This window comes from Kocuria coralli (genome assembly GCF_008831305.1).
Taxonomy (GTDB): Bacteria; Actinomycetota; Actinomycetes; order Actinomycetales; family Micrococcaceae; genus Kocuria; species Kocuria coralli.
Window position 1 is genome coordinate 54,677 of record NZ_ML708620.1, and the last position, 26,630, is coordinate 81,306.

20 protein-coding genes and 1 riboswitch are annotated in these 26,630 nt (G+C 70.5%); of the genes, 14 read left to right on the top strand and 6 right to left on the bottom strand.

Annotated elements, in window-relative coordinates; translation table 11 throughout:
* Positions 1-47: 47 nt before the first annotated feature.
* Entirely contained in the window at positions 48-2,156 is a 2,109-nt protein-coding gene (locus FCK90_RS10190; RefSeq protein ID WP_158034203.1) for an acyl-CoA dehydrogenase family protein, read from the bottom strand.
* Positions 2,157-2,267: 111 nt separating this feature from the next.
* Positions 2,268-2,987 (bottom strand): TetR/AcrR family transcriptional regulator, encoded by a 720-nt coding sequence (locus FCK90_RS10195; RefSeq protein WP_181954279.1) that lies wholly within the window; start codon positions 2,985-2,987, stop codon positions 2,268-2,270.
* Positions 2,988-3,154: 167 nt separating this feature from the next.
* Between FCK90_RS10195 and FCK90_RS10200 the strand changes: the two genes are divergently transcribed.
* From FCK90_RS10200 to FCK90_RS10220, 5 genes are all read left to right on the top strand, one after another.
* Positions 3,155-4,516 carry an acetyl-CoA C-acetyltransferase gene (locus FCK90_RS10200; RefSeq protein ID WP_158034205.1) on the top strand — a complete coding sequence of 454 codons (1,362 nt, stop codon included), beginning with the start codon at positions 3,155-3,157 and terminating at the stop codon, positions 4,514-4,516.
* A 165-nt stretch (positions 4,517-4,681) separates the two neighbouring features.
* Positions 4,682-6,148 carry a 3-oxoacyl-ACP reductase gene (locus FCK90_RS10205; protein ID WP_158034265.1) on the top strand — a complete coding sequence of 489 codons (1,467 nt, stop codon included), beginning with the start codon at positions 4,682-4,684 and terminating at the stop codon, positions 6,146-6,148.
* Position 6,149: 1 nt separating this feature from the next.
* Positions 6,150-7,178: a MaoC/PaaZ C-terminal domain-containing protein gene (locus FCK90_RS10210; RefSeq protein ID WP_158034206.1), complete on the top strand. Its 1,029-nt coding sequence runs from the start codon at positions 6,150-6,152 to the stop codon at positions 7,176-7,178.
* An 80-nt stretch (positions 7,179-7,258) separates the two neighbouring features.
* On the top strand, positions 7,259-9,439 hold the full coding sequence (gene ligA / locus FCK90_RS10215; RefSeq protein WP_158034207.1) for an NAD-dependent DNA ligase LigA: 2,181 nt from the start codon (positions 7,259-7,261) through the stop codon (positions 9,437-9,439).
* Between the two features lie 549 nt (positions 9,440-9,988).
* Complete coding sequence (locus tag FCK90_RS10220) at positions 9,989-10,621, top strand: transglycosylase family protein (protein ID WP_158034266.1); 633 nt, start codon at positions 9,989-9,991, stop codon at positions 10,619-10,621.
* 205 nt (positions 10,622-10,826) lie between these two features.
* Here the strand turns inward: FCK90_RS10220 and FCK90_RS10225 are convergent, their stop codons facing one another.
* Positions 10,827-11,399: a hypothetical protein gene (locus FCK90_RS10225; RefSeq protein ID WP_158034208.1), complete on the bottom strand. Its 573-nt coding sequence runs from the start codon at positions 11,397-11,399 to the stop codon at positions 10,827-10,829.
* A gap of 227 nt (positions 11,400-11,626) precedes the next feature.
* Here FCK90_RS10225 and gatC point away from each other — a divergent pair, with 227 nt between their 5' ends.
* The 4 genes from gatC to FCK90_RS10245 all read left to right on the top strand — a co-directional run bounded on the left by gatC (position 11,627) and on the right by FCK90_RS10245 (position 15,946).
* Positions 11,627-11,923 carry an Asp-tRNA(Asn)/Glu-tRNA(Gln) amidotransferase subunit GatC gene (gatC, locus tag FCK90_RS10230; protein ID WP_158034209.1) on the top strand — a complete coding sequence of 99 codons (297 nt, stop codon included), beginning with the start codon at positions 11,627-11,629 and terminating at the stop codon, positions 11,921-11,923.
* 12 nt (positions 11,924-11,935) lie between these two features.
* Positions 11,936-13,555, top strand: a complete 1,620-nt coding sequence (gatA, locus tag FCK90_RS10235; RefSeq protein WP_158034210.1) for an Asp-tRNA(Asn)/Glu-tRNA(Gln) amidotransferase subunit GatA — start codon at positions 11,936-11,938, stop codon at positions 13,553-13,555.
* Positions 13,552-15,054 carry an Asp-tRNA(Asn)/Glu-tRNA(Gln) amidotransferase subunit GatB gene (gene gatB / locus FCK90_RS10240; RefSeq protein WP_158034211.1) on the top strand — a complete coding sequence of 501 codons (1,503 nt, stop codon included), beginning with the start codon at positions 13,552-13,554 and terminating at the stop codon, positions 15,052-15,054. The genes gatA and gatB overlap by 4 nt, the downstream gene beginning before the upstream one ends.
* 82 nt (positions 15,055-15,136) lie before the next feature.
* Complete coding sequence (locus FCK90_RS10245; protein WP_181954280.1) at positions 15,137-15,946, top strand: CPBP family intramembrane glutamic endopeptidase; 810 nt, start codon at positions 15,137-15,139, stop codon at positions 15,944-15,946.
* Here FCK90_RS10245 and FCK90_RS10250 read toward each other — a convergent pair.
* Positions 15,943-18,165 (bottom strand): S9 family peptidase, encoded by a 2,223-nt coding sequence (locus tag FCK90_RS10250; protein ID WP_158034213.1) that lies wholly within the window; start codon positions 18,163-18,165, stop codon positions 15,943-15,945. The genes FCK90_RS10245 and FCK90_RS10250 overlap by 4 nt on opposite strands.
* Before the next feature lie 37 nt (positions 18,166-18,202).
* Between FCK90_RS10250 and FCK90_RS10255 the strand changes: the two genes are divergently transcribed.
* The 5 genes from FCK90_RS10255 to FCK90_RS10275 all read left to right on the top strand — a co-directional run bounded on the left by FCK90_RS10255 (position 18,203) and on the right by FCK90_RS10275 (position 23,876).
* Entirely contained in the window at positions 18,203-19,087 is an 885-nt protein-coding gene (locus FCK90_RS10255; RefSeq protein WP_158034214.1) for a CPBP family intramembrane glutamic endopeptidase, read from the top strand.
* Positions 19,088-19,161: 74 nt separating this feature from the next.
* Positions 19,162-19,276: riboswitch (SAM riboswitch) on the top strand.
* A 68-nt stretch (positions 19,277-19,344) separates the two neighbouring features.
* Positions 19,345-20,721 carry a bifunctional o-acetylhomoserine/o-acetylserine sulfhydrylase gene (locus tag FCK90_RS10260; protein WP_158034215.1) on the top strand — a complete coding sequence of 459 codons (1,377 nt, stop codon included), beginning with the start codon at positions 19,345-19,347 and terminating at the stop codon, positions 20,719-20,721.
* A gap of 1 nt (position 20,722) precedes the next feature.
* Positions 20,723-21,904, top strand: a complete 1,182-nt coding sequence (gene metX, locus FCK90_RS10265) for a homoserine O-acetyltransferase MetX (RefSeq protein ID WP_158034216.1) — start codon at positions 20,723-20,725, stop codon at positions 21,902-21,904.
* A 408-nt stretch (positions 21,905-22,312) separates the two neighbouring features.
* Positions 22,313-23,125, top strand: coding sequence for a hypothetical protein (locus FCK90_RS10270; RefSeq protein ID WP_158034217.1), 813 nt, complete (start codon positions 22,313-22,315; stop codon positions 23,123-23,125).
* 94 nt (positions 23,126-23,219) lie between these two features.
* A complete protein-coding gene (locus FCK90_RS10275; RefSeq protein ID WP_158034218.1) occupies positions 23,220-23,876 on the top strand; it encodes an alpha/beta hydrolase in 657 nt (218 codons plus the stop codon).
* A 40-nt stretch (positions 23,877-23,916) separates the two neighbouring features.
* Here FCK90_RS10275 and FCK90_RS10280 read toward each other — a convergent pair whose 3' ends face one another.
* Both FCK90_RS10280 and FCK90_RS10285 read right to left on the bottom strand, forming a co-directional pair.
* Positions 23,917-25,032, bottom strand: a complete 1,116-nt coding sequence (locus tag FCK90_RS10280) for an LLM class flavin-dependent oxidoreductase (protein ID WP_158034219.1) — start codon at positions 25,030-25,032, stop codon at positions 23,917-23,919.
* A 186-nt stretch (positions 25,033-25,218) separates the two neighbouring features.
* Positions 25,219-26,523 carry an SLC13 family permease gene (locus tag FCK90_RS10285; protein ID WP_158034220.1) on the bottom strand — a complete coding sequence of 435 codons (1,305 nt, stop codon included), beginning with the start codon at positions 26,521-26,523 and terminating at the stop codon, positions 25,219-25,221.
* Between the last annotated feature and the right edge of the window lie 107 nt (positions 26,524-26,630).

Genomic DNA, 26,630 nt, shown 5'->3' on the forward strand with positions numbered 1-26,630 from the left:
GCTCAGCGATGACCGGCTGACGGCCTGACGCTCCGCGGGAGCGGGGGTTACTTCCCGGACTTCTCGTTGCGGGGCCACCGGCCCGCGGCGCGCTCGCCGGCCACCCAGTCCGCTGCCTCCTGCTGGCGGGCCGCCTCGGCTCCGGAGGCGATATCCGCCCGCAGGTGCTCCGGCGCGAAGCCGAAGGCCTCGACCACGTCCATGATGTGCGGCCGCAGGCGCGTGACCAGGCGGTCCACGTAGGACTCGACCATGCGCCCCCGCATCAGGGACATCCGGCCGTGCGACAGGTACCAGTCCAGGTGCTCCTCGATGACCGACAGGCCGAACAGGTCGCGCAGCCACACCAGGACCTGGCGGGTGCCGGGGTCCTCGACCTTGCCCACGGCGCGGGTGAAGGCCTCCCACTGGAGCAGGTGCGCGTGGGCGCGAGCGGCCTCGATCAGGCGGTGCTGGTTGCGGTCGAAGGCCTCCGCGGCCGCCTCGGGAGTGCCCTTGCCCGCACCGCGCATGTTCTCCGCGACCTCGCCGATCATCGAACGGACCCGGTCCGTGAGCAGGCTGCGCTGCGTCTCCGGGTCGCGGAGGGCGTTGACCGACCGCCGCGGATCCGCCGAGTCCCGGAACACCTGGGACAGACCGCGGAGACCGGAGCGGTTGACCGCCGTCTCCGTGGCGCGATCGGCCACCCAGCGGGCCATCACGCCGACGTCCATCCGTGCGAACTCCTTGGCGTGGTCGCCGAGCAGGCGCTTGGCCACGAGCTGCATGAGAACGGTGTTGTCGCCCTCGAAGGTCGCGTAGACGTCCATGTCGTGGCGCAGGTCCGTGATGCGGTTGGCCGAGAGGAACCCGGCGCCCCCGCATGCCTCCCGGCACTCTTGAAGGGAATCGAGGGCCAGCCTCGTGGACGTGGCCTTCATGGCCGCGGCCAGGGTCTCCAGGTCCTGGCGGGCGTCATCGTCGTCGGTCCGGCCCGAGAAGACGTCGTCGTAGGCCCCCAGCAGCTCGTCGTGGGCGAAACCCGCGGCCAGCGAGCGGGCCACGTACGGGAAGAGGCGGCGCCGGTGCCGGGTGTAGTCCAGCAGCACCCGTTCCGGCTGGCCCGCCACCGGCGAGAACTGGCGGCGCTCATTGGCGTAGGTGAGGGCGATGGCCAGGCCCGCGCGGCTGGCGACGACGGCGGAGCCGTCCAGGGAGACCCGGCCCTGGACGAGCGTGCCCAGCATCGTGAAGAAGCGGCGTCCGGGGGAAGCGATGGGCGAGGTGTAGGAGCCGTCCGGCTCGACATGACCGTAGCGGTCGAGCAGATTCTCCCGCGGCACCCTGACATGGGTGAAGTGCAGCCGGCCGTTGTCCACGCCGTTGAGCCCGCCCTTGTACCCGTCGTCCTCGCCGCCTACTCCGGGCAGGAACTCGCCGTGCTCGTCGCGGATCGGCACGTAGAGGGCGTGCACTCCGTGGTTGACCCCGCCCGTGATGAGCTGCGCGAAGACGACCGCCGCCCGTCCGTGCAGCGCGGCGTTGCCCAGGTAGTCCTTCCAGGCCGCCCGGTAGGGGGTGTGGATCTCGAACTCCTGGGTGTGCGGATCGTAGGTGGCCGTGGTGGCGATGGAGGCCACGTCCGACCCATGGCCGGTCTCCGTCATGGCGAAGGCGCCGGGGATCCTGAGGGACCAGATATCGGCCAGCCACTTGTCGTGGTGGGCCTGCGTGCCCAGATTGAGGATCGCGGAGCCGAACAGCCCCCACTGCACCCCGGCCTTGATCTGCAGCGAGGCATCGGCCAGGACGAACTCCTCGAAGGAGGCCACGTAGGCGCCGGGCCGGCCCGCGCCGCCCTGAGCCGTGGGCAGTCCGGCCAGGACCGCCTCGGTGCCGGCCAGGGCCTTGAGCCCCTCGAAGGTGCGCTCGCGCTGCTCCTCTTTGGTGCGCCCGGGGACGTGGTGGAACCTCTCGTCCCTGATCAGTTCGCGGGCGGCCCGGCGCTCCGGGGCATAGGCTCCGAGCAGCAGTTCGCGCAGCAGTTCGACGTCGACCGCGACCGCATCGTCGGCGGTCTCGTCCGCGGGCTCGTGCTCTACCGCCTCCTGCTGCGGCGCGTGCTGGTTGCGGGCCTTACGGCCGAGCCGGTTGCGGGGTGATGTGGTGGCCATGGTGTCCTCCTAGGGCAACTGTCTGTCGTGGCGGGTGCGCCACGTGGCGGGCTCGCGGGGTGCGCGATGCTCGCCGGTCGGGATGGGAACTGGATCGGGCTCGAGCGGCGTTCACCGCGGCCCGGGAGGGCGGGTGCCCGTGAGCACCCAGGCGGTCACCGTCTCCACGAAGTCCTCCAGCGGCGGGCGGCCGCCCTGCTCTGGGCCCTCGTCCCGGGAAGCGGCGGGTGCCTCACCGGCATCGGCCGGCGGCAGTGCGCGCATCCAGGCCTCGCCGGCGCCCCGGACGAGGCCGACGACGCCAGCCGCCCAGTACTGCTCGTCGGCCTCCGGGATGCGCTGTCCGGCGACGGCGTGCCGCCGGCGGGCGTCCACCAGCAGCTGGGCCACCGCCTGGCAGAACCGGTCCACGGGGCTCTCGCCCTGCGGTGCCGCCCCGGAGACGACGAACCGGTAGACCTCGGGGGAGTGCTCGATCTGTCCCAGGTACTGGACGACGAGCTCCCGGACGGTCTCCTCGAAGGAGCCGGCCTCGGCGGCCGCCTCGGCCATGCGCCTGCCCATGCGGCCGACGACGTATTCGGCCAGCTCCCGCTTGAGCCCGTCCTTGTCATCGAAGTAGCGGTAGAACACGGATTTGGACGTCCGGCACTGGGCGGCGATCTCGGACATTGACGCCCCGGCCCCGCGCTCCGCGATGGCCTCCCGGGCGAGCTTGAGCAGCTCGGTCCGGCGCTTCTCGCGGTGCACCCGCCAGCGGCGGGAGCGGCCATCCGTGCGGTCCTGGTGCTCGCGCCCTTTGACGGAACGCGTTGTGGTCAATGTGTTCACGATACCGAGAGTATCAGTTACCCTTGGAAAAAGTGATAGCCGTCACTGAAATGAGATATCGGGGACGACCCGGCGACACCGCACCGGAACCTCGATCGACAGAGACCTCGATCATCCGCATCCGCAGCAGATCCTGAGCCAGCAGACCGTGAAGGAGAACTCCCGCCATGAGCAGCGAGTCCCACCCCGCCACCACCTCCCAGCCGACCGGGCCGCAGGAGCGCAGCCAGCGGGCCGCGTGGGTGGTCGCCGGCAACCGAACCCCGTTCGCCCGCTCCGGGGGCCAGTACGCCTCCGCCTCCGTGCAGGAGCTCTTCACCGCAGCCCTGGAGGGCCTGATCGCCCGGGCCGGCCTCGCCGGGGAGCGGCTCGGGGCCGTGGCGGGGGGCGCGGTGCTCAAACAGCCCAGGTCCTTCAACCTGGTGCGGGAATCCGTCCTGGGCAGCGCGCTGGACCCTCAGACGCCGGGGATCGATGTCCAGCAGGCCTGCGCGACGGGCATGGAGACCACCTCGCTGATCGCCAACAAGATCCGCTGCGGTCAGATCGAAGCCGGCATCGCCGGCGGGGTGGACTCGGCGTCGGACGCCCCGATCGTGGTGGGCGAGGGCCTGCGCAGGGTACTGCTGCAGCTCAACCGCGCCAGGTCCACCGCGGACAAGCTCAAGGCCCTGTCCAAGCTGCGCCCCGGTGACCTGGCGCCCGTCGCGCCCGGGGTCAACGAGCCCCGGACCGGGCTGTCCATGGGCGAGCACCAGGCCATCACCACCGCGGCCTGGGGCCTCACCCGTCAGGCGCAGGACGAGATCGCCGAGTTCAGTCACCACCGTCTGGCCGAGGCCTGGGAGTCGGGGTTCTTCGACGACCTGGTCACCCCCTTCCGCGGGGTCACCCGGGACACCAACCTGCGCCCGGACACCTCGATGGAGAAGCTCGGCGGCCTCTCGCCGGTCTTCGGCACGTCGCTCGACACCGAGCCGACCATGACCGCGGGCAACTCCACCCCGCTGACGGACGGAGCCTCCGCGGTGCTGATCGCCACCCAGGAGTGGGCCGCCGAGCGCGGACTGCCGCTGCTGGCCGAGGTGCTCGACTTCGAGACCGCCGCCGTGGACTTCGTCGACGGCCATGAGGGGCTGCTGATGGCCCCCGCCTATGCCGCACCCCGTCTTCTCGCCCGCAACGGACTGACGCTGCAGGACATCGACCTGGTCGAGATCCATGAGGCCTTCGCCGCCACGGTCCTGGCCATCCTGGCCGCCTGGGAGGATGCGGAGTTCTGCCGCGACCGGCTCGGCCTCGAGCAGCCCGTGGGGGCCGTGGACCGCCGTCGCCTCAACGTCCATGGCTCCTCGCTGGCCGCCGGGCATCCCTTCGCCGCGACCGGGACGCGCATCGTGGCCACGCTGGCGAAGGAGCTCAAGGCCCGCGCCGTGGCCGAGGACCGCCCCGTGACCGGGCTGATCTCGGTCTGCGCGGCCGGTGGCCAGGGTGCGGTGGCCCTCCTGCGCGCCTACCCCGGAAACTGATCCGCCCGTCCATGCCCGCCCCATCGCATCCCGGCCCTCGCGCCAACCATCCGTGAAAGGACACCCGTGAGCCGCTCACGCCCCGACCCCACAGCGACTGCCCGGCCCGGAGCCGGCCCCGACGACGCCTACCTCGGCCTGGTCTCACGCGGTCCCGGCCGCAAACTGGCCACGAGTCTCGGCCTCCCCGCCCCCGTCGACCTGCGCCGTCACGACCCGACCCGTCCGCTCGTCCCCGGCCCCGTGCTGGTCCTGAGCCGGCGATCGTCGCCGGGCGCCGGTCCCGCCCCCGGGGAGCAGGACGAGGATGCCGCGGCGCTGGCCCGGCATCTGGTGGACAGGGGACTCGAAGTCCACCGTCACGAGGACGAGGTGCCCAGCATCGGCGCGGTGGTGCTGTGCCTCACGGATCTCGAGACCCCGTCCGACCTGACCGGCCCCGCCCTGGAACTGGGCTCCGTCCTGCGCAAGCTGGCGCCGGGGGGCCGGGTCGTCGCCGTGACGCGGCCGGCCCGCGGGGTGGCGCTGGGAGCTGCGGCGAACCTGACGGATGACACCCTGTCCGATACCGCCCCCGAGGCCGCCGGCGCGGACACAGGGGAGACGGCAAAGGAAGGGGAGGGGACGCAGTCGTCGCGGACCGGTGCCTTCTCCGGCGTCGTCCGCAATGCGGCGCGCCAGGGGGCGATCGCGTTCCTGCGCTCGACCGCGCAGGAGATGCGGGGCGGGGTGACCGCCAACGGGATCGTGGTCGCCGACGGAGTGCCCGTCACGGCCCCTTCCGTGCTGGGCGGGCTGGACTTCCTGCTCTCGGGGCGCAGCGCCTTCGTGGACGGGCAGTTCCTAGTGGTCGGCTCCGCCGAGGGCGAAGCTCCGGCGGCCGGCGGCGAGGAGGCGGCTCCGCTGGACGGCAAGGTCGTCGTCGTGACGGGTGCTGCGCGCGGCATCGGCGAGCAGATCGCCCGGCTGCTGGCGGCCCAGGGCGCACGGGTGGTCCCGGTCGACGTGCCCGCGGCCGGGCAGGCGCTGTCGGCCCTGGCCAACGACCTGACCACCGCATCCCTGAGCCTCGATGTCACCGCCCCCGACGCCGGCACCCGGATCCTGGAGCACTGCAGGTCGCGCTACGGCCGGATCGACGGGATCGTGCACAACGCGGGCATCACCCGGGACAAGATGCTGGCGAACATGGACGAGGCCAGGTTCGCCTCCGTCCTGTCCGTCAACGTCGAGGCGCCGCTGCGGATCACGGAGCAGCTGCTCGCCGATCCCGCCGCGGACGGACTGAGGGTGGTGGGGCTGGCCTCGACCTCCGGCATCGCGGGCAACCGGGGCCAGACCAACTACGCGGCCTCCAAGGCCGGGATCATCGGCATGGTCGCCGCCATGGCGCCGCTCCTGGCCGCCCGAGGAGGCACCGCGAATGCGGTGGCGCCCGGCTTCATCGAGACCGAGATGACCGCCAGGATCCCACTGGCCCGCCGGCAGGTGGCCCGCCGGCTGAACTCGCTGCAGCAGGGCGGCCTCCCGCGGGACGTCGCGGAGGCCATCGCCTTCCTGCTCTCGGACGCCGCGGCGGGGATCAGCGGTCAGACCCTGCGCGTGTGCGGGCAGAACATGGTGGGTGCCTGAGATGACGGAGCATCACGACACGTCGCCGGAGACCGGAAGGCAGCGGATCGTCCTGGACACAGCACCCTCCCTGGGCGGCCTGTACGCCAAGGCTGCCGGGAGCACGCTCGTCCGGGGCGCCTCGACGGGCATCCGGCGGGCGCTCAAGGGGGCGCCCCTGCCGCGGCCGGGGAAACGCTCGCCAGGCGGCCCCGACCTCGGACTGCCTCCCGTGGAACTCGTCGCGTCCGGTCTCGCCGTCGATGCGGAAGGGCACGAGGCCTTCTGCCGCGTGGTCGGCGCTCGTCCGCGGTCCTCGCCCTCCGGGCGGACGGAGGCCTTCAGCGGATACCTCCATGCCATGGCGTTCCCCGTGGCGATGGCGCTGCTGACCCGGGACGACTTCCCCCTGCCGACGGTCGGCCTCGTGCATCTGGCCAACACGGTCGAACACGCCGCGCCGGTCTTCGTGGGGGAGACGCTGGAGGCGGTCGTCCGGGCGGAGGACCTGCGGCCGCACCGAGCCGGTGCGGCGTTCGACGTCGTCGTGGAACTGCGTCGCCCTCCGGCCGACGGCGATACCGCGCCGGGCGCCCCCGGCACGCCGTGGAACCGCCCGGTGTGGACCGGCCGTTCCGTCTACCTGGCCCGCGGGGTGGACGTGGGGACGGCGGCCGAGAGCGAGCGCCCCGCCTTCGTCCCGCCCGTGCCGACGGCACGCTGGCAGCTGGGGTCCGGGACCGGTCGCGAGTACGCGGCCGTCTCCGGGGACGTGAACCCGATCCACCTCAGCGCCGCCAGTGCCAGGGCGCTCGGCATGAAGGGCGCCATCGCGCACGGGATGTACACGGCGAGCCGCGCCCTGGCGATGCTGGACGCGCCGGCGCCTCTGCGCTGGGAGGTGGAGTTCGGTGCTCCGCTGCTCCTTCCGGCCTCACCGGCCGTGGCCGTGGAGCGCGACGGACGGGGGAGCGATCTGCACGACGGCACCGTCACGGTCTGGGACGCCAAGAGGAAGCGGCCGTACGCCGTCCTGCGGCTGCACAGGTGAGGCGCGGCGGCCTCCGGAGGGGCGGCCGGGTCCTGTCGTGCCTGAGCGCGGGTGTCTGACGGGTAAGCGACAATGGTGCGGTGAGCACCGAGATCGAAACTCCCCAGGCGGACCGTCCCACGGACGAGTTGCGCGAAGAGTACGCACAACTCGTGGAGACCGTGCGTGCGGCCCGGATGGCCTACTACGTCCAGGACGCCCCGACGCTCTCGGACGCGGAGTACGACCAGCAGTACCGCCGCCTCGAGGAGCTGGAGGCGCTCCACCCGGAGCTCGTGGCCAATGACTCGCCCACGCAGGAGGTCGGGGGCGAGGTCTCGGCGGCCTTCGCCCCGGTCGAGCACCTGGAGAAGATGTACTCCCTGGAGGACGTGTTCTCCATCGAGGAGTTCACGGCATGGGTCACCCGGGCGGAGGCCTCCATCGCCACCTTGCACCAGGCGCCTGAGGCCCGGTGGCTGACCGAACTCAAGATCGACGGGCTGGCCGTCAACCTGCTCTACCGCAACGGCAAGCTGGTCCGGGCCGCCACGCGCGGTGACGGAACCACCGGCGAGGACGTCACGCACAACGTCCAGACCATCAAGACCATCCCCCGTCAGCTGCACGGCGACGACGTTCCGGAGGAGATCGAGATCCGGGGCGAGATCTTCATCTCCACGCAGGACTTCAAGAAGGTGAACGAGGAACGGGTGGCCGAGGGCAAGTCCCCGTTCGCCAATCCGCGCAACTCCGCCGCGGGTTCCCTGCGCCAGAAGGACCCGGCCGAGACCGCCAAGCGCCCCCTCTCGATGTACGTCCACGGGATCGGGGCCGTCACGGGCCTGGAGCTGACCCGGCAGTCCGAGGTCTACGACCACATGACCTCCTGGGGCCTGCCGGTCAGCCCCTACTCCGAGGTGCTCGACTCCGTGGACGAGATCCTGGGATTCATCGAGCGGTACGGCGAGCAGCGCCATTCCCTTACCCACGGGATCGACGGCATCGTGGTCAAGGTCGACGATCGCGCGACCCAGCGACAGCTGGGCCATACCTCTCGCACCCCGCGCTGGGCCGTGGCGTACAAGTACCCGCCCGAGGAGGTCAACACCAAGCTGGTGAACATCGCCGTGGGGGTCGGGCGGACCGGGCGGGTCACGCCCTTCGGGATCATGGAGCCGGTGACCGTGGCGGGGTCGACCGTGTCCATGGCCACCCTGCACAACCAGGACGTGGTCAAGGCCAAGGGCGTGCTCATCGGGGACACCGTGGTGCTGCGCAAGGCCGGGGACGTGATCCCGGAGATCGTGGGGCCCGTGGTGGCCCTGCGGGACGGTTCCGAACGGGAGTTCGTGATGCCCGCCAACTGCCCGTCCTGCGGTACCGGCCTGGCCCCCGCGAAGGAGGGCGACGTCGATATCCGCTGCCCGAACGCCAAGTCGTGCCCGGAGCAGCTGCGCCAGCGCATCTTCTACGCGGCCGGCCGCGGTGCCTTCGACATCGAGGCGCTGGGCTGGGAGGCGGCCAAGGCCCTGACCGATCCGGAAGAGCCCGGTCGGCCGCCGCTGACCTCCGAGGCGCAGCTGTTCGACCTGACGGTGGAGGACCTGGCCGAGGTCAGGATCCGCCGCCCCCGGCGCGGCAAGGACGCCGCCGAGGGAGAGACCGAGCTGGTGCCCTACTTCTGGACCAAGGGCAGCGCCAAGAAGCCGTCCGTGCCCAGTGCCAACACCCTGCGCCTGTTCGACCAGCTCGAGCAGGCCAAGTCTCAGCCCTTGTGGCGTGTTCTCGTGGCGTTGTCCATCCGCCACGTCGGTCCGACCGCTGCGCGGTCGCTGGCCACTGCGTTCGGCACCATGGAGAGGATCCGCCAGGCCACGGAGGAGGAGCTGGCGGCCACGGACGGCGTGGGCCCCACGATCGCCCGAGCCGTGATCGAGTGGTTCTCAGAGCCGTGGCACCGGGAGATCGTGGACTCCTGGGCCGCCGCGGGCGTGCGCATGGAGGACGAGGTGGACGAGTCGGTCCCCAAGGTCCTCGAGGGGCTCACCGTGGTGGTGACCGGGACTCTCGACAACTTCTCCCGGGACTCCGCCAAGGAAGCCATCCTCCTGCGCGGGGGCAAGGCCTCCGGGTCGGTGTCCAAGAAGACCGACTACCTCGTGGCGGGTGCGTCGGCGGGGTCCAAGCTGGACAAGGCGGAATCCCTGGGTGTCCCGGTGCTGGACGAGGCGGGTTTCGAGCGCCTGCTGTCCGGTGGGCCGGAGGCCATGGAAACCTGACCGAGGTCGTCAAGACGCGGGCCGTCAAGAACTCGACCCCACATTAGGGGACATGTCCATAAAGGTGCGTGGGATCAGTCACAAAAACCGTGACCGTTCCGTGATCCAGCTGTTATGGTCTTGTTACCTGATTCCGCGGGGCACGAGCGCCCGGTGATGCGGAACTGGGGCCCATCTGTGGGAGCGGAAGAGTGCCGCTGTATCAATGCATACGAATGCGCAACCTTCCAGGATGACTCGAATCACACGCCATCGGGGTGACAGTATCGAAATCGTTACTGTAATGTGATCTTCGAACTTCCCACGGGGGACTCCCCGTCCAGGGGATTCACCCCAGCGGTCCGGTTACGGCCGGTCGCCACAAACGAATCCCGGGTGTTGCGAAACCGTCGCAGCTGTCTGCACGCAACACCTGAACCTCGATCCACATCATCGGGAAGACAGCGACGCGAAGACGCCGGGGACGGCACGAGCGTAGACGGAACCACACAGGAGCTAGTTGTGAACAAGACCTTCCAGAAGACCATCATCGCCGGCACCGCCACCGTCATGGGCGGCATCGCCCTGGCCGGTGCTTCCGCTCCCGCCAACGCCGTTGACTGGGACGCCGTCGCCGAGTGCGAGTCCTCCGGCAACTGGGGCATCAACACCGGCAACGGTTACTCCGGTGGCCTTCAGTTCACCCCGTCCACCTGGGCCGCCAACGGTGGCACCGGCAACGCCGCTGACGCCTCCCGCGAGCAGCAGATCGCCGTCGCCGAGAACGTCCTGGCCACCCAGGGCATCGGCGCATGGCCCACCTGCGGCCAGCTGGGCCTGGGCGGCACCACCTCCAACGTCTCCACCCAGTCGGTCGAGACCCCCGCCCCCGCCGCTGAGACCTACGAGGCCCCGGCTGCTCCGGTCGCCCAGGAGGCCCCGGTTGCCGAGGCCGCTCCGGTCGAGGCTGCTCCGGTTGCTGAGGCCCCCGTCGCCGAGTACACCGCTCCGGCCGCCCCGGTCGAGGCTCAGACCGTCGAGGTCTCCGGCACCTACACCGTCGAAGAGGGCGACACCCTGTCCATCATCGCCGACAAGCTCGGCATCGAGGGCGGCTGGGAGGCCCTGTACGCGGCTAACACCGACGTCGTGGCCGACGCCAACCTGATCTTCGTGGGCCAGACCCTGAACATCCCCGCCTGATCTCTTTCTGATCACGCGATGGGCTGACATCGTCGCCCAGCATGCTCCAGGACCCCGTTGCCGCGATCGCGGCAGCGGGGTCCTGTCATTCCCACTTCCCTCCCCCCTCCGCCGAGTGTCCGATTGCATACCGGATATCACCGGAAATCGGTATGTAATCGGACACTCGGCGGAAGGGGTAGGGGAGGAGGGGGTGCTGGAAGGGTTAGCGGAGGAGGCTCGGGTCGCGGCTTTCGACGACGGCGTCCTCCAGATGCGTCTTCTTCGCCCCGTCGACCCCGCGGAGGCGGTAGGCCTGGATCACGGTCAGGCTGACGCCGTCGATGTGCTCCACCTCGACGATCAGAGCCGAGGCGCCCGAACGGTCGGGCAGCGTGGCGGGGAAGCCCAGTGCCGCTCCCAGGAGCTGCGGCGCGGCTGAACGCGCCGTCTCGCGCAACCCGTCCAGCACCTCGGCGGTATCCAGCGTCTCCAGGTCCTCGGGCGCGGGGCTGCTCAACTCGAACTCCCCGTCGCGCCGGGCAAGGACCACGAACGGGGGGAACGCCTGATGCTGCTCCAGCTGTTCGAGGGCGACGTTCTGCACATGGGCCGTCATCTCGTCCACGGTGGCCGCCGTGGCGGTGGAGATGCCCTGGCGCCAGGCGTTGGCGGCGTCCTGGGACGGCGTGCGGCGGGTCGTGGCCTGCCCCGAGGCGCCACGTACTGCGGCCTTGGCGCGGCGGGCCGCCCCGCGGTCCTTCTTACCCTTGCCGGCCTTCTTGGATGCTGTGGCCATTGCTTCTCCTGATCATGTCGATGTCGCTCGATGCCGCTACCGCCTCACAGCGGTGCGTGGACTTTTCCTGCCACCAGCGTATGTGTCCGACGCCGCGACATGCCGCGGCTAGACTGGCCGGGTCGCACAGCCGCCGACCTCATCGCGCCGCGCTCGTGACCCTGAGCCGCGCGCAACGCCGACGCACCGGCGGCGAAGACCCTCGAACCCGAGTACAAGGAGCGTGCATGTCCGAGATCACCCGTGACACCGTCGCCCATCTGGCGGCGTTGGCGCATATCGAGATGTCGGAGGAGCAACTGCAGGCCACGGCCGGTGAACTGCAGCAGATCGTCCAGGCAGTGGCCGAGGTCAGCGAGGTCGCCGGGGACGACGTTCCCGCCACCAGCCACCCCCTGCCGTTGCGCAACGTGATGCGCGAGGACGTGGTGGGCGAACCGCTGACGGCCGAGGAAGCCCTGTCGGGGGCCCCGGACGCCGAGGACGGGCAGTTCAAGGTGCCCGCCATTCTCGAGGAAGACTGAGGGGAGTCCCGGATGACGCAGAACATCGTTGAACTGACCGCGGCCGAGCTGGCGCAGAAGCTGGCCGACCGGGAGATCACGTCGGTCGAGGCGGTCCAGGCCCACCTGGACCGGATCTCGGCGACCGACGGCGAGCCGCTGGACGCCGGCTCCCGCTCCGCCGGCCGCTCGGGCCTGAACGCCTTCCTGCACGTGAACACCGAGGAGGCCCTGACCGTCGCGGCCGAGGTGGACGCCGCCCGTGACCGGGGCGAGGAGCTCCACGAGCTGGCCGGCGTGCCGATCGCCGTCAAGGACCTGATCGTGACCAAGGGGCAGCCCACGACGGCGGCCTCCAAGATGCTCGAGGGCTGGATGAGCCCCTACGACGGCACCGTGACCCAGCGCCTGCGCGCCGCCAGGATGCCCATGCTGGGCAAGACCAACCTGGACGAGTTCGCGATGGGCTCGACCACCGAGCACTCGGCCTTCGGTGTCACCCGCAACCCGTGGGACCTCTCCCGCATCCCCGGCGGCTCGGGTGGCGGTTCGGCCGCCGCGGTGGCGTCGTTCCAGGCGCCGCTGGCCCTCGGCACGGACACCGGCGGCTCGATCCGCCAGCCCGCCGCCGTAACCGGGTCGGTAGGGGTCAAGCCCACGTACGGATCGGTCTCCCGCTACGGCGTGATCGCCATGGCCTCGTCGCTGGACCAGGTGGGCCCGTGCTCGCGGACGGTCCTGGACTCGGCACTGCTGCACGAGGTGGTGGGCGGCCACGATCCGCAGGACTCGACGTCGCTGACCGACCCCGCGACGGGATACGCCGCGGCGGCCCGTGCCGGTGCCGCCGAGGGCGGGCTGAAGGGCCTGCGCGTGGGCGTCCTCAAGGACCTGACCGGTGAGGGCTTCCAGGCCGGCGTCGAGCAGCGCTTCCGCGAGGCCGTCGAGCTGCTGCGCGAGGCGGGCGCCGAGGTGGTCGAGGTCGAGACCCCCAACTTCCGCTACGCCCTGGGCGCCTACTACCTGATCATGTCCTCCGAGGTCTCGTCGAACCTGGCCAAGTACGACGGCGTGCGCTTCGGCCGTCGTACCCTGCCCGACGACGGGCATCTGACCATCGAGAGGGTCATGGCGGCCACCCGCGCCGCGGGCTTCGGCCCCGAGGTCAAGCGCCGGACGATCCTGGGCACCTACGCCCTGTCGGCCGGCTACTACGACGCCTACTACGGCTCCGCCCAGAAGGTCCGCACCCTCGTGCAGCGCGACTTCAAGGCCGCCTTCGAGACCTGCGACGTGCTGGTCTCACCGACCTCCCCGACCACGGCGTTCCCCCTGGGATCGGTGGATGAGCACGCCGACCCGATGGAGATGTACCTCAACGACATCGCCACGATCCCGACCAACCTGGCCGGTGTCCCGGCGATCTCCCTGCCGGCCGGACTGGCTCCCGAGGACGGCCTGCCCGTCGGCGTGCAGTTCATGGCCCCGGCCCGTCAGGACGCCCGCCTGTACCACGTGGGCGGCGGCCTCGAGGCGCTGCTGACCCAGGCCAACGGCGGTCCGATCTGGAAGGACCTTCCCGACGTCGTCCGCGCGGTCCAGGACCTCTCCGATGCCAACGTGCCCGGCGCAACTGAAGGAGCCGCCCGATGAGCGATGCAACTCTGTCCTTCGAGGAGGCCATGGAGAACTTCGACCCCGTTCTGGGGTTCGAGGTCCACGTCGAGCTGAACACCAAGACCAAGATGTTCGACGCCGCCCCCAACGAGTTCGGCGACGTGCCCAACTCGAACACGACCCCCGTGTCCCTGGGCCTGCCCGGCGTGCTGCCGGTGGTCAACAAGAAGGCCGTGGAGTCGGCGGTCCGCCTGGGCCTGGCGCTGAACTGCTCCATCGCGCCGGTGTCCCACTTCGCGCGGAAGAACTACTTCTACCCGGACACGCCCAAGAACTTCCAGACCTCCCAGTACGACGAGCCCATCGCCTTCGACGGGGAGATCACCATCGAGCTCGAGGACGGAACCCCGTTCACCATCGAGATCGAGCGCGCCCACATGGAGGAGGACGCCGGCAAGCTGACCCACAAGGGCGGCGCCACCGGGCGGATCCAGGGCGCGGAGTTCTCCCTGGTCGACTACAACCGCGCTGGCGTGCCGCTGATCGAGATCGTGACCAAGCCGATCGTCGGCGCCGGGGACCGGGCTCCCGAACTGGCCCGCGCCTACGTGACGGCGATCCGCGAGCTCGTGAAGAGCCTGGGGATCTCCGACGCCCGCATGGAGCGCGGCAACGTGCGCTGCGACGCCAACGTGTCCCTCATGCCCAAGGGCGCCGAGGTCTTCGGTACCCGCTCGGAGACCAAGAACGTCAACTCGCTGCGGGCCGTGGAGCGCGCGGTGCGCTACGAGATCCAGCGGCACGCGGCGGTGCTGTCCTCCGGCGGGTCGATCGTGCAGGAGACGCGTCACTGGCACGAGGACACCCGCTCGACCACCTCGGGCCGGCCGAAGTCCGACGCGGACGACTACCGCTACTTCCCGGAGCCCGACCTGGTGCCGGTCATGCCGGATCCGGCCTGGATCGAGCAACTGCGTGCCGAGCTGCCCGAACCGCCCGCCGAGCGCCGGAAGAAGCTGAAGGCGGAGTGGGGCTACTCCGACGAGGAGTTCCGCGACGTGGTCAACGCCGGTGTGCTCGACGAGATCGAGTCGACCGTCGCCGCGGGCGCCGGCGCGGGCGCCGCCCGCAAGTGGTGGATGGGGGAGATCGCCCGGCTGGCCAACGTCAAGGGCGTGGAGATCGCCGAACTGGGCGTGACCCCGGCGCACGTGGTGGAGATCGAGTCCCTGATCGGCGCCAAGACCATCAACGACAAGATCGCCAAGCAGGTCATCGGCCACATCGCCGACGGCGAGGGCGGACCCGCGCAGATCGTGGAGGCGCGCTCCCTGGCCGTGGTCTCCGACGACGGCGTGCTGATCACCGCGATCGACGACGCGATGGCCCAGATGCCGGACGTCGTCGCCAAGGTCCAGGGCGGCAAGGTCCAGGCCGTGGGCGCGTTGATCGGCCCGGTCATGAAGGCCACCCGCGGCCAGGCCGACGCCGGGCGGGTCCGCGAGCTGATCCTGGAGAAGCTCGGCGTGAGCTGACCCCGATGCGATCCTGGGCGATCGTTTGAGGCGAGCCCGGTCCCGATGACGAAAGAGGCCCATGCGAGGAGTGCAGCGACTGGTGCGCGACCGTCCCCTGGCGGCGGTCCTGGCGACACTGATCGCTGCGCTCTTCGTCTCCATGCGCATGGAGATCCGGGGATGGCCGTGGGAAGCCGTCTTCTTCGCCCAGCCCGTGGTGGTCCTGCTGATCTGGTTCCTGATGGCCCGGCGGAACGTGCCGGACCTGGGCTTCCCGCCCCGTGGCAGGCCGGTTACGGATCTGCGCTCCGGGGCTCAGCGGCCCCGTGCGTTCGTGGCCGCGCTGCTGGTCTCCGGTGCCCTGACGGCTGCGGCGGGGGCGCTGTTCCTGGTCACGGGGGCCACGACTCCCATGGGGGTGTGGCTGCCGCGGGCCGCGTTCTTCGGTGCGCTCGGCGCTCTGGTGATCGGCTGCCTCGCCACGGCGCTGCCCGAGGAGGTGGTCTACCGCGGGGTCCTCGTGCGGCTGAGCGAGCACCGGTGGCGGCCGACGGCGGTCATGCTGGCCAGCGGCGGCCTGTTCGCCGCCGCGCACGCCCCGAACCTCGCAGATCACGGGGGATCGGCCCTCTGGGTGGGGTTGCGCTTCGCGGAGCTGTCGCTCTTCGGCGTCGCCCTGGCCTGGGCCGCCCTGCGCACCGGTGCGCTGTGGATCCCCCTGGGCTGGCACATGGGGTCCAACTTCGCAGGGGTCTTCCTGGAGCTGGTGTGGGTGCCGCAGACCGTGGCGCTGTGGCCGGTCGCCCTGACCACCATGGCCATCAACCTGGCCGTGATCCCGCTGGTGCTAATCCTGGAGCGCCTGCCCCGGGCTGGGGCCATCGCCCGGGGCGCGACGCCCTCCGGCTAGCCGACCAGTCCCAGGCGCTCGAGGGCCCAGGCGTCCTCCCATGCCGTGTCCCGCCACTGGCGGTACCTGCCCGAGGCGCCACCGTGCCCGCCGGCCATCTCGATGCGCATGAGCACCCGGTCGGCGAGCCCGGGGTTGGCGTGCCGCAGGGCAGCCACCCACTTGGTGGGCTCCACGTAGAGCACCCGGGTGTCGTGCAAGGAGGTCACGGCCAGGATCGGCGGATAGTGCTCCCCGCCCTCCCCGTCCGCGGCGATGTTCTCGTAGGGGGAGTAGGCCTTCATATAGCGGTAGACCTCCGCGTCCTCGATGGGGTTGCCCCACTCCTCCCATTCCAGCGCCGTCAGCGGCAGCTCGGGCATGAGGATCGAGGTCAGGGGGTCGACGAACGGCACGGAGGCCACCGCCCCGCAGTAGAGCTGCGGCGCCAGGTTCAGGACCGCCCCGACGAGCAGGCCGCCGGCTGAGCCGCCCATCAGCACGATGCGACCGGCGTCGATGTCCTGCCTGGCTCCCAGATGCTCGGTTGCCGCGACCACGTCCGTGAACGTATTGGCCTTGTGCAGCTTCTTGCCGTTCTCGTACCAGGCACGGCCGAGTTCCCCGCCGCCGCGGACATGGGCGATCGCCCAGACGGCGCCCCGGTCCAGGATCGAGACCCGCGAGTAGGAGAACGCGGGGTCCATGCTGATCTCGTAGGACCCGTAGGCGTAGACCACCGCGGGCGCGGCCCCCGTGACATCCCGGCGACGGATCAGCGTGATGGGAATCTCGGTGCCGTCGCCTGCCCGCGCGAAATCGCGCTCCACGGTGTAGTCATCCGGGTCGTAGCCGCCCAGGACCGCCTTCTCCTGTCGCAGCACGGGGTCCGGCAGGCGCAGAGCGTCGTCGGAGGCCAAGCCGTCCGCACCGGCGGGCAGCAGTACGTCGTAGATGCGGGCGGGGCGGATGAACGATTCCGCGCAGAACCGCACCACTGGGGAGTCGAAGTCGGCCATGACCAGTTCGACGCTCACGAGCTCCTCGTCCACCGGCAACGGCGCCGGCCCGGACTGAGCCTCCGTGCCCAATCCGGCCAGCGGCAGGACCAGAACGGTGGGCAGGGTGGCGGTACGCGCGGAGAGCAGGAGATGGCCACGGATCACGCCGAAGCCCATGATGCGCAGCCCCTCACGCGGGGCGATCACCTCCGTGGGCGAGAAGTCCGTGAGGGACCGGCCGAGCTGGTCGAACTCCAGCAGCGATACCCGCCCGTCGGGGGCGTCGTGGTCGTGAGAGACGACGACGGCGTCCCGGCCGTCCACCTCGACGGGCTCCGCCTGGTAGAGCACCCGGTCGCTGCGGGGGATCACCACCTGCGCAGCGGTGCCGGCGGTGGCGTCCAGGGGCAGCAGCGAGACCTCAGAGTAGTCGGAGCATCCGGCGTCGAAGATCAACCACTTCCGGTCGGCGGAGAGCCCCGCCGACAGCCAGAGGCCGGGGTTGTCCTCCTGGGCGATCACCGGATCCCGCTCCACCGCCGTGCCTATGGCGTGCCGCCGGACCCGCCAGGGCCGCCAGGCGTCGTCCACCTCGGTGTAGAAGACGGCCGAGCCGTCGGGGGAGAGGAACGCGCCGTACGAGGTCCCGGGGATCTGATCGGCCAGCACCTCCCCGGTCGCCAGGTCCTTGACGCGGACGGTGAACCGCTCGTCGCCGGTGGTGTCCGTGGCCCACAGCATCCACCGCCCGTCGGGGGTGACGTCGAAGCTGCCCAGGGCCCAGAAGTCGTGCCCCTCGGCATCGGCGTTGCCGTCGAGCAGGATCTGCTCCCCGGCGAGCGCGACACCCGGTTCCACGACGGGCGGTTCCCACGCGCCGTCGTCGGAGGCCTCAGGCGATGCGACGCCGGCGGCGGGGACCCGGCAGCGGATCCCGTGCTCGCCGCCTTCCACGGTCCGGCCGAAGTACCACCAGGCGCCCCGCCGGTAGGGCACGGAGAGATCCGTCTCCTGCACCCGCCCCTTGATCTCCTGGAAGATCTGCTCGCGGGTTCCGCTCAGGTGACCGGTCGCCGCCTCGGCATAGGCGGTCTCGGCCCTCAAGTGCTCCAGGACCTCGGGCGAGTCCTTGTCCCGGAGCCATTCGTAGGGATCCGCGAAGCGGTCCCCGTGGAACTCGCGGACGGTCTCCTTGCGCTCGGGTACGGGGGCGTGGGCGGGTGAGGCGGCATCGGTCATGAGCCCAAACCTATCGCGCTGACGCACAATAGAACCCATGACTCCAGCCCACCCGGACGACCCCCACCGCTCCGAGGCCGGTCTCCCCGGCGACCGCGAGGCCGATGCTCCGCGGGCGGGCGCCGCTGCGGAGGGCGACGGCGACGGCGTGGCTCACGACGGCGCTCGCCCTGCCCCCGGCTTCGGCAGCCGGCGGGCGGACCTGTGGGTGCAGATCGTCCTGGTGCTGGGCGTCTCCCTGGGAGCGAGCGCACTGTGGTCGATCCTGAACCTGGCCGAGGTCATGAGCACGTTGTCCATCGCCGAGTCCCAGGCGACCATGAACCAGTCCATGAGCGCGCTGCCGGTGTTCGATGTCCTCCGCCAGGTGCTCAGCATCGTCCTGGCGCTGGTGCCGGTGCTGCTGGCCCTGTACTTCCTGGCGGGCTCGGCGGGAAGCCTGCGCGCGGTCTGCCGGCAGATCGGCCTGGACCTCAAGGCACCCATACCCGATGTCGCCCTGGGGGCGCTGCTGTTCCTGGTCATGGGCCTGGGCACCCTGGCGCTGTACCAGGCGGGCCGGGCGCTGGGCCTGACCGCCGAGCTGACCACCAACGCCGGGGGCACCGAGTGGTGGAACGTCGTGCTGCTGATCGCCCAGGCACTGCGGCATTCGCTGGTCGAGGAGATCATCGTCGTCGCGTTCCTGGCGGACCGGCTCCTGCGGGTGCGGTGGAGCTGGCCGGCCATCATCGTCGGCACCGCGCTCCTGAGGGGCAGCTACCACCTCTACCAGGGCATCGGGCCGGCGCTGGGCAACGTGGTGATGGGCGTGGTGTTCCTCTGGATCTATCGCCGCACCGGACGCGTGATGCCGCTGATCGTGGCGCACTTCCTCCTGGACGCCACGGGATTCCTGGCGGGCGCCTACTTCTTCGGCTGAGAACGGGCGGGCCACGGTGATCCGCCGTCGGCGTCGGCTTGCGGCGGCCGGGCCGCACACCCGAGAATAAGAGTGGTCACGAGAGCCAGCGCCAAGCCCCAGCTTGCTGGCCGGCAACCCTCCTACCGCGGTGGGGTGCCCTGGGTGAGGACCGGGCCGGACGTGATCGCGTTCCGGCAAGCGCGGGTCGCGGACCCGGGGCCGGCGACGGGTACGCGCCGGGCTCCGGCTGGGACCCCTGATCACAGGAGCCACCGTTGAGCGAAACCCCCACCCCGTCGAACCCCGCCGGCTGGAATTTCGAGACCCGCCAGATCCACGCGGGCCAGGAACCCGACCCCGTCACCGGGGCGCGGGCACTGCCGATCCAGCAGACCACCTCCTTCGTCTTCCCCAGCGCCGCGACCGCCGCCGGGAGATTCGCGCTGCAGGAGCTCGGCCCCATCTACACCCGGCTGACGAACCCCACCACCGAGGCCGTGGAGAACCGGATCGCCTCCCTCGAGGGCGGCGTCGCGGCCGTCATGCTGGCGTCGGGCCAGGCGGCGAGCACCTACGCGATCCTCAATATCGCGGGCAGCGGCGACCACATCGTGGCCAGCGCCTCGCTGTACGGCGGCACGTTCAACCTGTTCAAGTACTCCCTGGCCAAGCTGGGGATCGAGGTCACCTTCGTGACCGACCCGGATGACCCGCAGGCATGGGACGTGGCCGTGCGCCCCAACACCAAGGCGTTCTACGCGGAGTCCATCCCGAACCCGCGCAACGACGTGCTGGACATCGAGACCGTCTCGGGGATCGCCCATCAGCACGAGGTCCCTTTGATCGTGGACAACACCGTGGCCACCCCGTACCTCGTACGCCCCTTCGAGTGGGGGGCCGACGTGGTGGTGCACTCGGCCACCAAATTCCTGGGCGGGCACGGCACCTCCATCGGCGGGTTCGTCGTGGACTCGGGCAACTTCGACTACACCCGCTACCCCGAGCGCTTCCCGGAGTTCGTGACCCCCGACCCCTCCTACAACGGCCTGGTGTTCGGCGAGGTCTTCGGCGCGGACGGCCCGTTCGGGGCGAACCTCTCCTACGCCCTGAAGATCCGCACGCAGCTGCTGCGCGACCTGGGCGCCTCGATCGCCCCGTTCAACGCGTTCCTGATCGAGCAGGGGATCGAGACGCTCTCCCTGCGCATGGAACGGCACGTGGCCAACGCCGCCAAGGTGGCGCAATGGCTGGAGGCCCACGACGGCGTCGAGTCGGTCTCCTACGCGGGCCTGACGTCCTCGCCATGGCACGACCGGGCCGCGAAGTACGCGCCGGGCGGCGCGGGGTCCGTGCTGGGGTTCGTGCTCGACGGCGGAGCGGCGGCCGGCCAGGCCTTCGCCGACGCTCTCGTGCTGCATTCCAACGTGGCGAACATCGGGGACGTGCGGTCCCTCGTGATCCATCCCGCTTCGACCACCCACGCCCAGCTCTCGGCCGAGGAGCAGCACGACGCCGGCGTGGAGCCCGGTTTCGTGCGCCTGTCCGTGGGGCTCGAGCACATCGACGACATCCTGGCGGATCTCGAGCTGGGCTTCGCCGCCGTCGCGGACCTGGCCGCTTCGCCCGGGAGGACGGAACACGGTGCCGCCTGAGATGACACTGGTGGGAGGCGGGCCGTCCGGCGCGCCGGACTTCGTGCGCGAGGACGGCGTGCTGGCCTTCGTCGACATAGCGCAGGTGAAGCTGGACTCGGGCGTGGTGCTGCCCCGAGTCCGGATGGCCTACGAGACGTGGGGCGAGCTGAACGCGGACGGGTCCAACGCGGTCCTGATCGAGCACGCCCTGACCGGCGACACCCACCTCACCCGCGGTCGCGCGAGGGAGCACGCCCCCGAGATCGAGAGGACCCGGGCTGAAGCCCCCGGCTGGTGCGAGAACCTGGTCGGCCCCGGCAAGGTCATCGACACCGAGAAGTACTTCGTGGTCGCCATCAACATGCTCGGAGGCTGCTACGGGTCGACAGGTCCGGCGACCCCGGCGCCGCCGTCGGTGGATCCGGCCGGCAAGCCGTGGGGGCCGCGTTTCCCGTTCGTCACCGTGCGCGATGGCGTGCGTGCCGAGGCCGCCGTGGCCGATGCGCTGGGGATCCGCCAGTGGCGCCTGGTCATGGGCGGGTCCATGGGCGGCGCGCGTGCCCTGGAATGGGCCGCGACCTTCCCCGACCGGGTCAGGGCCTGCGGCGTCATCGCCTCCTGCGCCGCGTCCAGCGCCGAGCAGATCGCCTGGGGACAGGCCCAGAGCCTCGCGCTGCGACAGGACCCCGCCTTCGCCTCCGGCTACTACTACGACGGCGAGTTCCCCATGGCCGGCCTGGGACTGGCCCGGCGGATCGCCCACATCACCTACCGCTCGGCAGCCGAACTGCAGACCCGATTCAGCCGGGACCCCCAGCCGGGGGAGTCCGTGCTGGGCACCGCCGTCGGCGACCGCGGCCGGTACAAGGTCGAGAGCTACCTGGACTACCAGGCCTCCAAGCTGGCCGACCGGTTCGACGCGAACTCCTACCTGACCCTCAACGAGGCGCTGATGAGCCATGACGTGGCCAGGGGGCGCGGGACCCTGCGGGAGGCGCTCGCCGGGACCACCTGCGACTGGCTCGTGGCCGCCGTGGACAGCGACCGGCTCTACTACCCGTACGAGTCCGACGCTCTCTGCGAGGCCCTGCCGGGAGACGTCGTCCGGCACACCATCCATTCCGACTCCGGCCACGACGGGTTCCTGATCGAGGACGGGCAGCTGGGGGAGCTGGTGCGCCAGACGGTCCTGCGCGACTGAGCGACCGGTCGTTTCGGGGCGAACCCTCGCGGATGTCCCGGATCAGACCCTGATGGGGGACAACCGCGAGGGTTCGGCGCTCTCTCCTATCGGTCCGAGTCCCGGCATGTTCCACCCCCAAGCGTGCCCGGCTCCACATGGAACTGGGCTGTCCCGGGCGCGGGGATCCGTCCATCCCGCGGCGGAGCGCCCGGCATGAGAAGGCCGATCTGGACTGGGATGGTCTCCATGCCCACTCCCATGCACCGACCGCCCGCCTCCTTGAGAGGCCGGTGGTTCACCACAGAACAAGCCCTTGCCGCGGGTGTCCATAGGAAACAGCTCTCCGGACCGCGGTACGTCTCGATCCTTCCCCGCGTATGGTGCTGTCCCGGCACCGTCCCCGAGGCCGGGACACCCGAGGGGATCGTGGCGCGGTTGCCTGCGCTGCACGCGGTGTACCCGAACAGCATCGGAAGCCATCTCACGGCGGCCATCGTCTTGGAGCTGCGTCTACCGCGACGCGCGAACCGGAACGTGCAGCTTCATCTCACCCGCGACGGGGCCGCGAACCCGCCGAGAGGCAGGGGGATCGTGGGGCATGAGGCCGTCCTTGAGCCCGCTGACGTGTGGAGTCGCCACGGCGTCCATGTCACCGGCCCCGCCCGGACCCTCCTGGACCTTGCCGCGATGCGGACCGCGACCGGGTACCCCCTGCTGTCGGATGATCAGCTCGTGGGGGTCATCGACGGCGTCGTCAACCAGCACAGCACGGGCTACCGCAAAGGTCGGCCGGCTTTGCGGGAGATGTCCGAGCTGGTCGAGGATCTGCGGCGATGCTCGGGCAGGCGAGGAATAGGACGTCTTCGGCCGGCGCTGGCCCGGGCCGTCGTCGGCGTGGACTCGGTGCTGGAGACCAGGGCCAGGCTCCTGCTATGGCGGTACGGCCTGGGCGGCTGGGTCACCGATCTGGAACTGTCCGTACCCGGGCACCGCCTGGTCTGGCCGGATCTTGCGGATCCGGTCCACCGGATCTCGCTGCAGCTCGAGGGACCCCATCACGACGAACGCCGGCAGCGGATCCGGGACATCGAGCGTCAGCGTGCCACCGAAGCCGCTGGCTGGACCGAGATCCGGGTCGTCGCCGCCGACCTGGAGACCGGGCCGATGGATCGACCAGGCAGCGTGCCCCGACTTGTGGGCCTGGTGAGGGCGGCGCGTGCACGGACAGCACCTCGGTGAACCCTCGCGGATGTCCCGGATCAGACCCTGACGGGGGACAACCGCGAGGGTTCGGCGGAACGGGCGACCGGTCCGGCCATGGAAGGATGGACGCATGTCTGAAACGCCCGTCGTCGAATGGAACCGCGACCCCGCCGCATCGCCCGAGGCGCCCCTGCTGGTGCTCTTCCACGGGTTCGGCGCCGACGAGAAGGACCTGATGGGACTGGTGCCGGGCCTGCCCTCCGAGTTCCTGGTCGCCTCGGTCCGCGCGCCGCAGAGGGAGGGCTACGGATATCGGTGGTACCCGCTCCACGGCGACGACGCCTTCGACCCCGTCCAGGTGACCGCGGCCCTGGAGCCGCTGATCGAGTGGCTGCGCGAGCTGGCCGCCGGACGGGAGTCGGTGTCCCTGCTGGGCTTCTCCCAGGGCATGTCCGTGGCCACCTCACTGGTGCGTGCCATGCCCGGGGCGATCGACGCGGTGATCGGGCTCTCGGGGTTCACGCTGCCCGAGCCCCTGCCGTTCTTCCGGGACGAGGAGCTGGAGAAGGAGCCGTTCAAGCTGTTCTGGGGCCGCGACCCGCAGGATCCGGTCGTGAACGACCTGATCGTGAACCTCTCGGCGGAATGGCTGCTCACCCACGCGGACACCACCAAGGTGCAGTACCAGGGGATGGGCCACGGCGTGTCCCCGCAGGAACTGCGCCATGTGAACGAGTACCTGACCCACTACGTGCTGAAGGCCGAGAAGTCCTCCCCGCGCGGGTGACCCGCCGGGTCCTCGTTCCCCAGCGCGAGACGCCGGGCGCCTACCGGGCCGGAGAGCCCGGGGCGGTCCACAGCCCCTCGGCCTCGAGCAGCGGCAGGACGCCTTCGCCGAACCAGTAGGACTCCTCCAGGCACGGATAGCCGGAGAGCACGAACTCCTCGAACCCGACGGCGGCGTACTGCTTGATCAGCTCGGCCACCTCCCGATGGGACCCCACCAGGGCGGTTCCGGCCCCGCCGCGCACCAGACCGACGCCGGCCCACAGGTTGGGGTGGATCTCCAGGCCGGTCCGGTCCCCGGAGTTGAGGTCCAGCATGCGGCGCTGGCCCTCGGACTCGGACTCGCGCAGCTTGGCCTGCTGCTGGGCCACCAGCTCCTCGGGGATCGCCTCGAGCAGCCGGGCGGCCTCTGTCCAGGCCTCCTCGGAGGTGTCGCGGGAGATGGTGTGCAGCCGGATCCCGAACCGCACCTCACGGCCCTCGGCGGCCGCGAGCCGCTTGATCCACTCGATCTTCTCGGCCGCCTGCGCCGGAGGCTCGCCCCAGGTGAGGTAGACGTCCGAATGCCTGGCCGCGACGGTTCCCGCCGCCGGTGAAGAACCCCCGAAGTAGATCTCCGGCAACGGGTCGGGCAGCTGCTGCAGTTGCGCGTCCTCCACCCGCAGGTAGTCGCCGTCGAGGTTCACCTTCTCCCCGCCCCACAGACGGCGCACGATCTCCAGGAACTCGCCGGCCCGCCCGTAGCGGGCGTCCTTGTCCAGGAAGTCCCCGTAACCGCGCTGTTCCGGGGACTCACCGCCGATGACGACATTGAGCAGCAGCCGCCCCTGCGCGTGCTCCTGGAAGGTCGCCGCCATCTGGGCCAAGAGGGTCGGCGAGATCAGGCCGGGGCGGAAGGCAACCAGGAACCGCAGCCGCTCGGTCACGGGGATGAGGGCCGCGGTGGTGAGCCAGGCATCGCGGCACCAGGTCCCGGTGGGGGTCAGCACGGCGTCGAAACGGTTGTACTCGGCGGCCTGGGCCACCTGTTTCAGGTAGTCCAGGCTCGGCTCGCGCAGGGCCCCCGTACTGCGCACCGAGGCACCATGGCCGCCGGAGACGATATTGCGCGAATCCCCGGCGGTGGGCAGGAACCAATGGAACTTCAACTCGGTCATGGGGCACCTTCCGGGGCTGTGGGCGGGCCGGGCGAGAACTGCGGTCCGTGGAGCTATAGACGAACGCTAGGTCATCGCCGAACCCCGCGGCCAGGAGACGAAAGACGGGGTCATACTCGTCGTTCGTCCATCACGGACGGCGGTAGCATCCGTGCGCCGCAGACCAGCGCCGGGCGGGCCTTGGGCCTACAGGGGCAGCAGCACGAACAGCCAGGCCAGCGCGGGCCCCACCGCCACGATCACCCCGGAGTAGATCAGCATCTGCTTGAAGTACCGGTCCCGCTCCGAAGCGTCCACGTTGGCCAGAACCATGGCGCCGTTGGTGGAGAACGGGCTGACGTCGACGACCGTCGAGGCGATCGCGATGGCCGCTGCGAAGCCGATCGCGGGCAGCTCCCCGGTCTGCAGCAACGGTGCCGCGATCGACAGCCCGACGCCGATGGTCGCGATGGACGAAGCCAGGGCCGAGACGATCCCCGCCATGTAGCACAACAGCAGGGCACCCACCAGCACCGAGCCCATGGAGACCAGCCCCCCGGAGACGAAGTCCACGGTCCCGGCGGTCTGCAGGACGCTGATGTAGGTCACGACGCCGCCCACCAGGACGATGGTCCCCCAGGAGACGTTCGTCAGGGACTTCTTGGCCTCGGACGGGTTGGCTACGGCCAGGACGGTGCCGATGACGATTGAGAGCACGCCGATGTCCACGCCGAAGCCGCCCGCGCCGACCACGAGCACGGCGAGCCCCGCTAGCGTCAGCTGCTGGTAGGGGGTGACACGCACCGCGGTGCGCACCGACGTGGTAACCGATGACGACTCGCCGTGCGCGCCCGGCACCGCGCCACCGGGTGCAGGGGTTCCCGCCGGGCCGCTCTCCTCACCCACCCGCTTGCCGATCAGCGATCGGCCCCCCATCACCAGGTAGACCACTGCCCCGATCGCGGTATTGAAGACCAAGGCGCACAGGAACAGCGACCACGGGCTCCCACCGAGCCCCTGCCCCAGCAGGAAGTTGTTGACGTAGATGCCGTATACGCTCAGCGGCGACAGCATGCCGGCCATCCCGCCGTGGACCACCATCATGCCCATCATCAGCTGATTGATCCGATACCTCCGTGCGAAGGGCACGGCCAGGGGCGCGACGACGCCGATGGCGAAGATCGCCCCGATGCCCATCAGCACTCCGGTCAGGGCGAAGAAGATCCACGGCGCCAGGGCGACGGTGCCCCGCACGGCGCGCAGACTCCACGAGAGCACGAGGTCGATAGTGCCGTTCTGCTGGGCGAAGCCGAACAGGAACGTCAGCCCCATCAGGGCGAACATGAGATCCAGGGGGAACCCGGCGAGGATCCCGTCCAGGTCCATCCCCACCGCGAAGAGACCCACGAGAAAAGCCGCGACCAGACCGAGCAGGCCCATGTTGACGTTGCGGATCGTCCCGACGAGAAACATCGCCGCCAGGACGACGATCGTCATGACTTCAAGACTCATAGATCCCCTCAGATCATCGAAAACGGTCCGGAGTGACGCTCATCAGACCGGAAGTCATCACTTCACGGTCGAAGCGAATACCTAGACCGTCAAGATACGTCCTCACG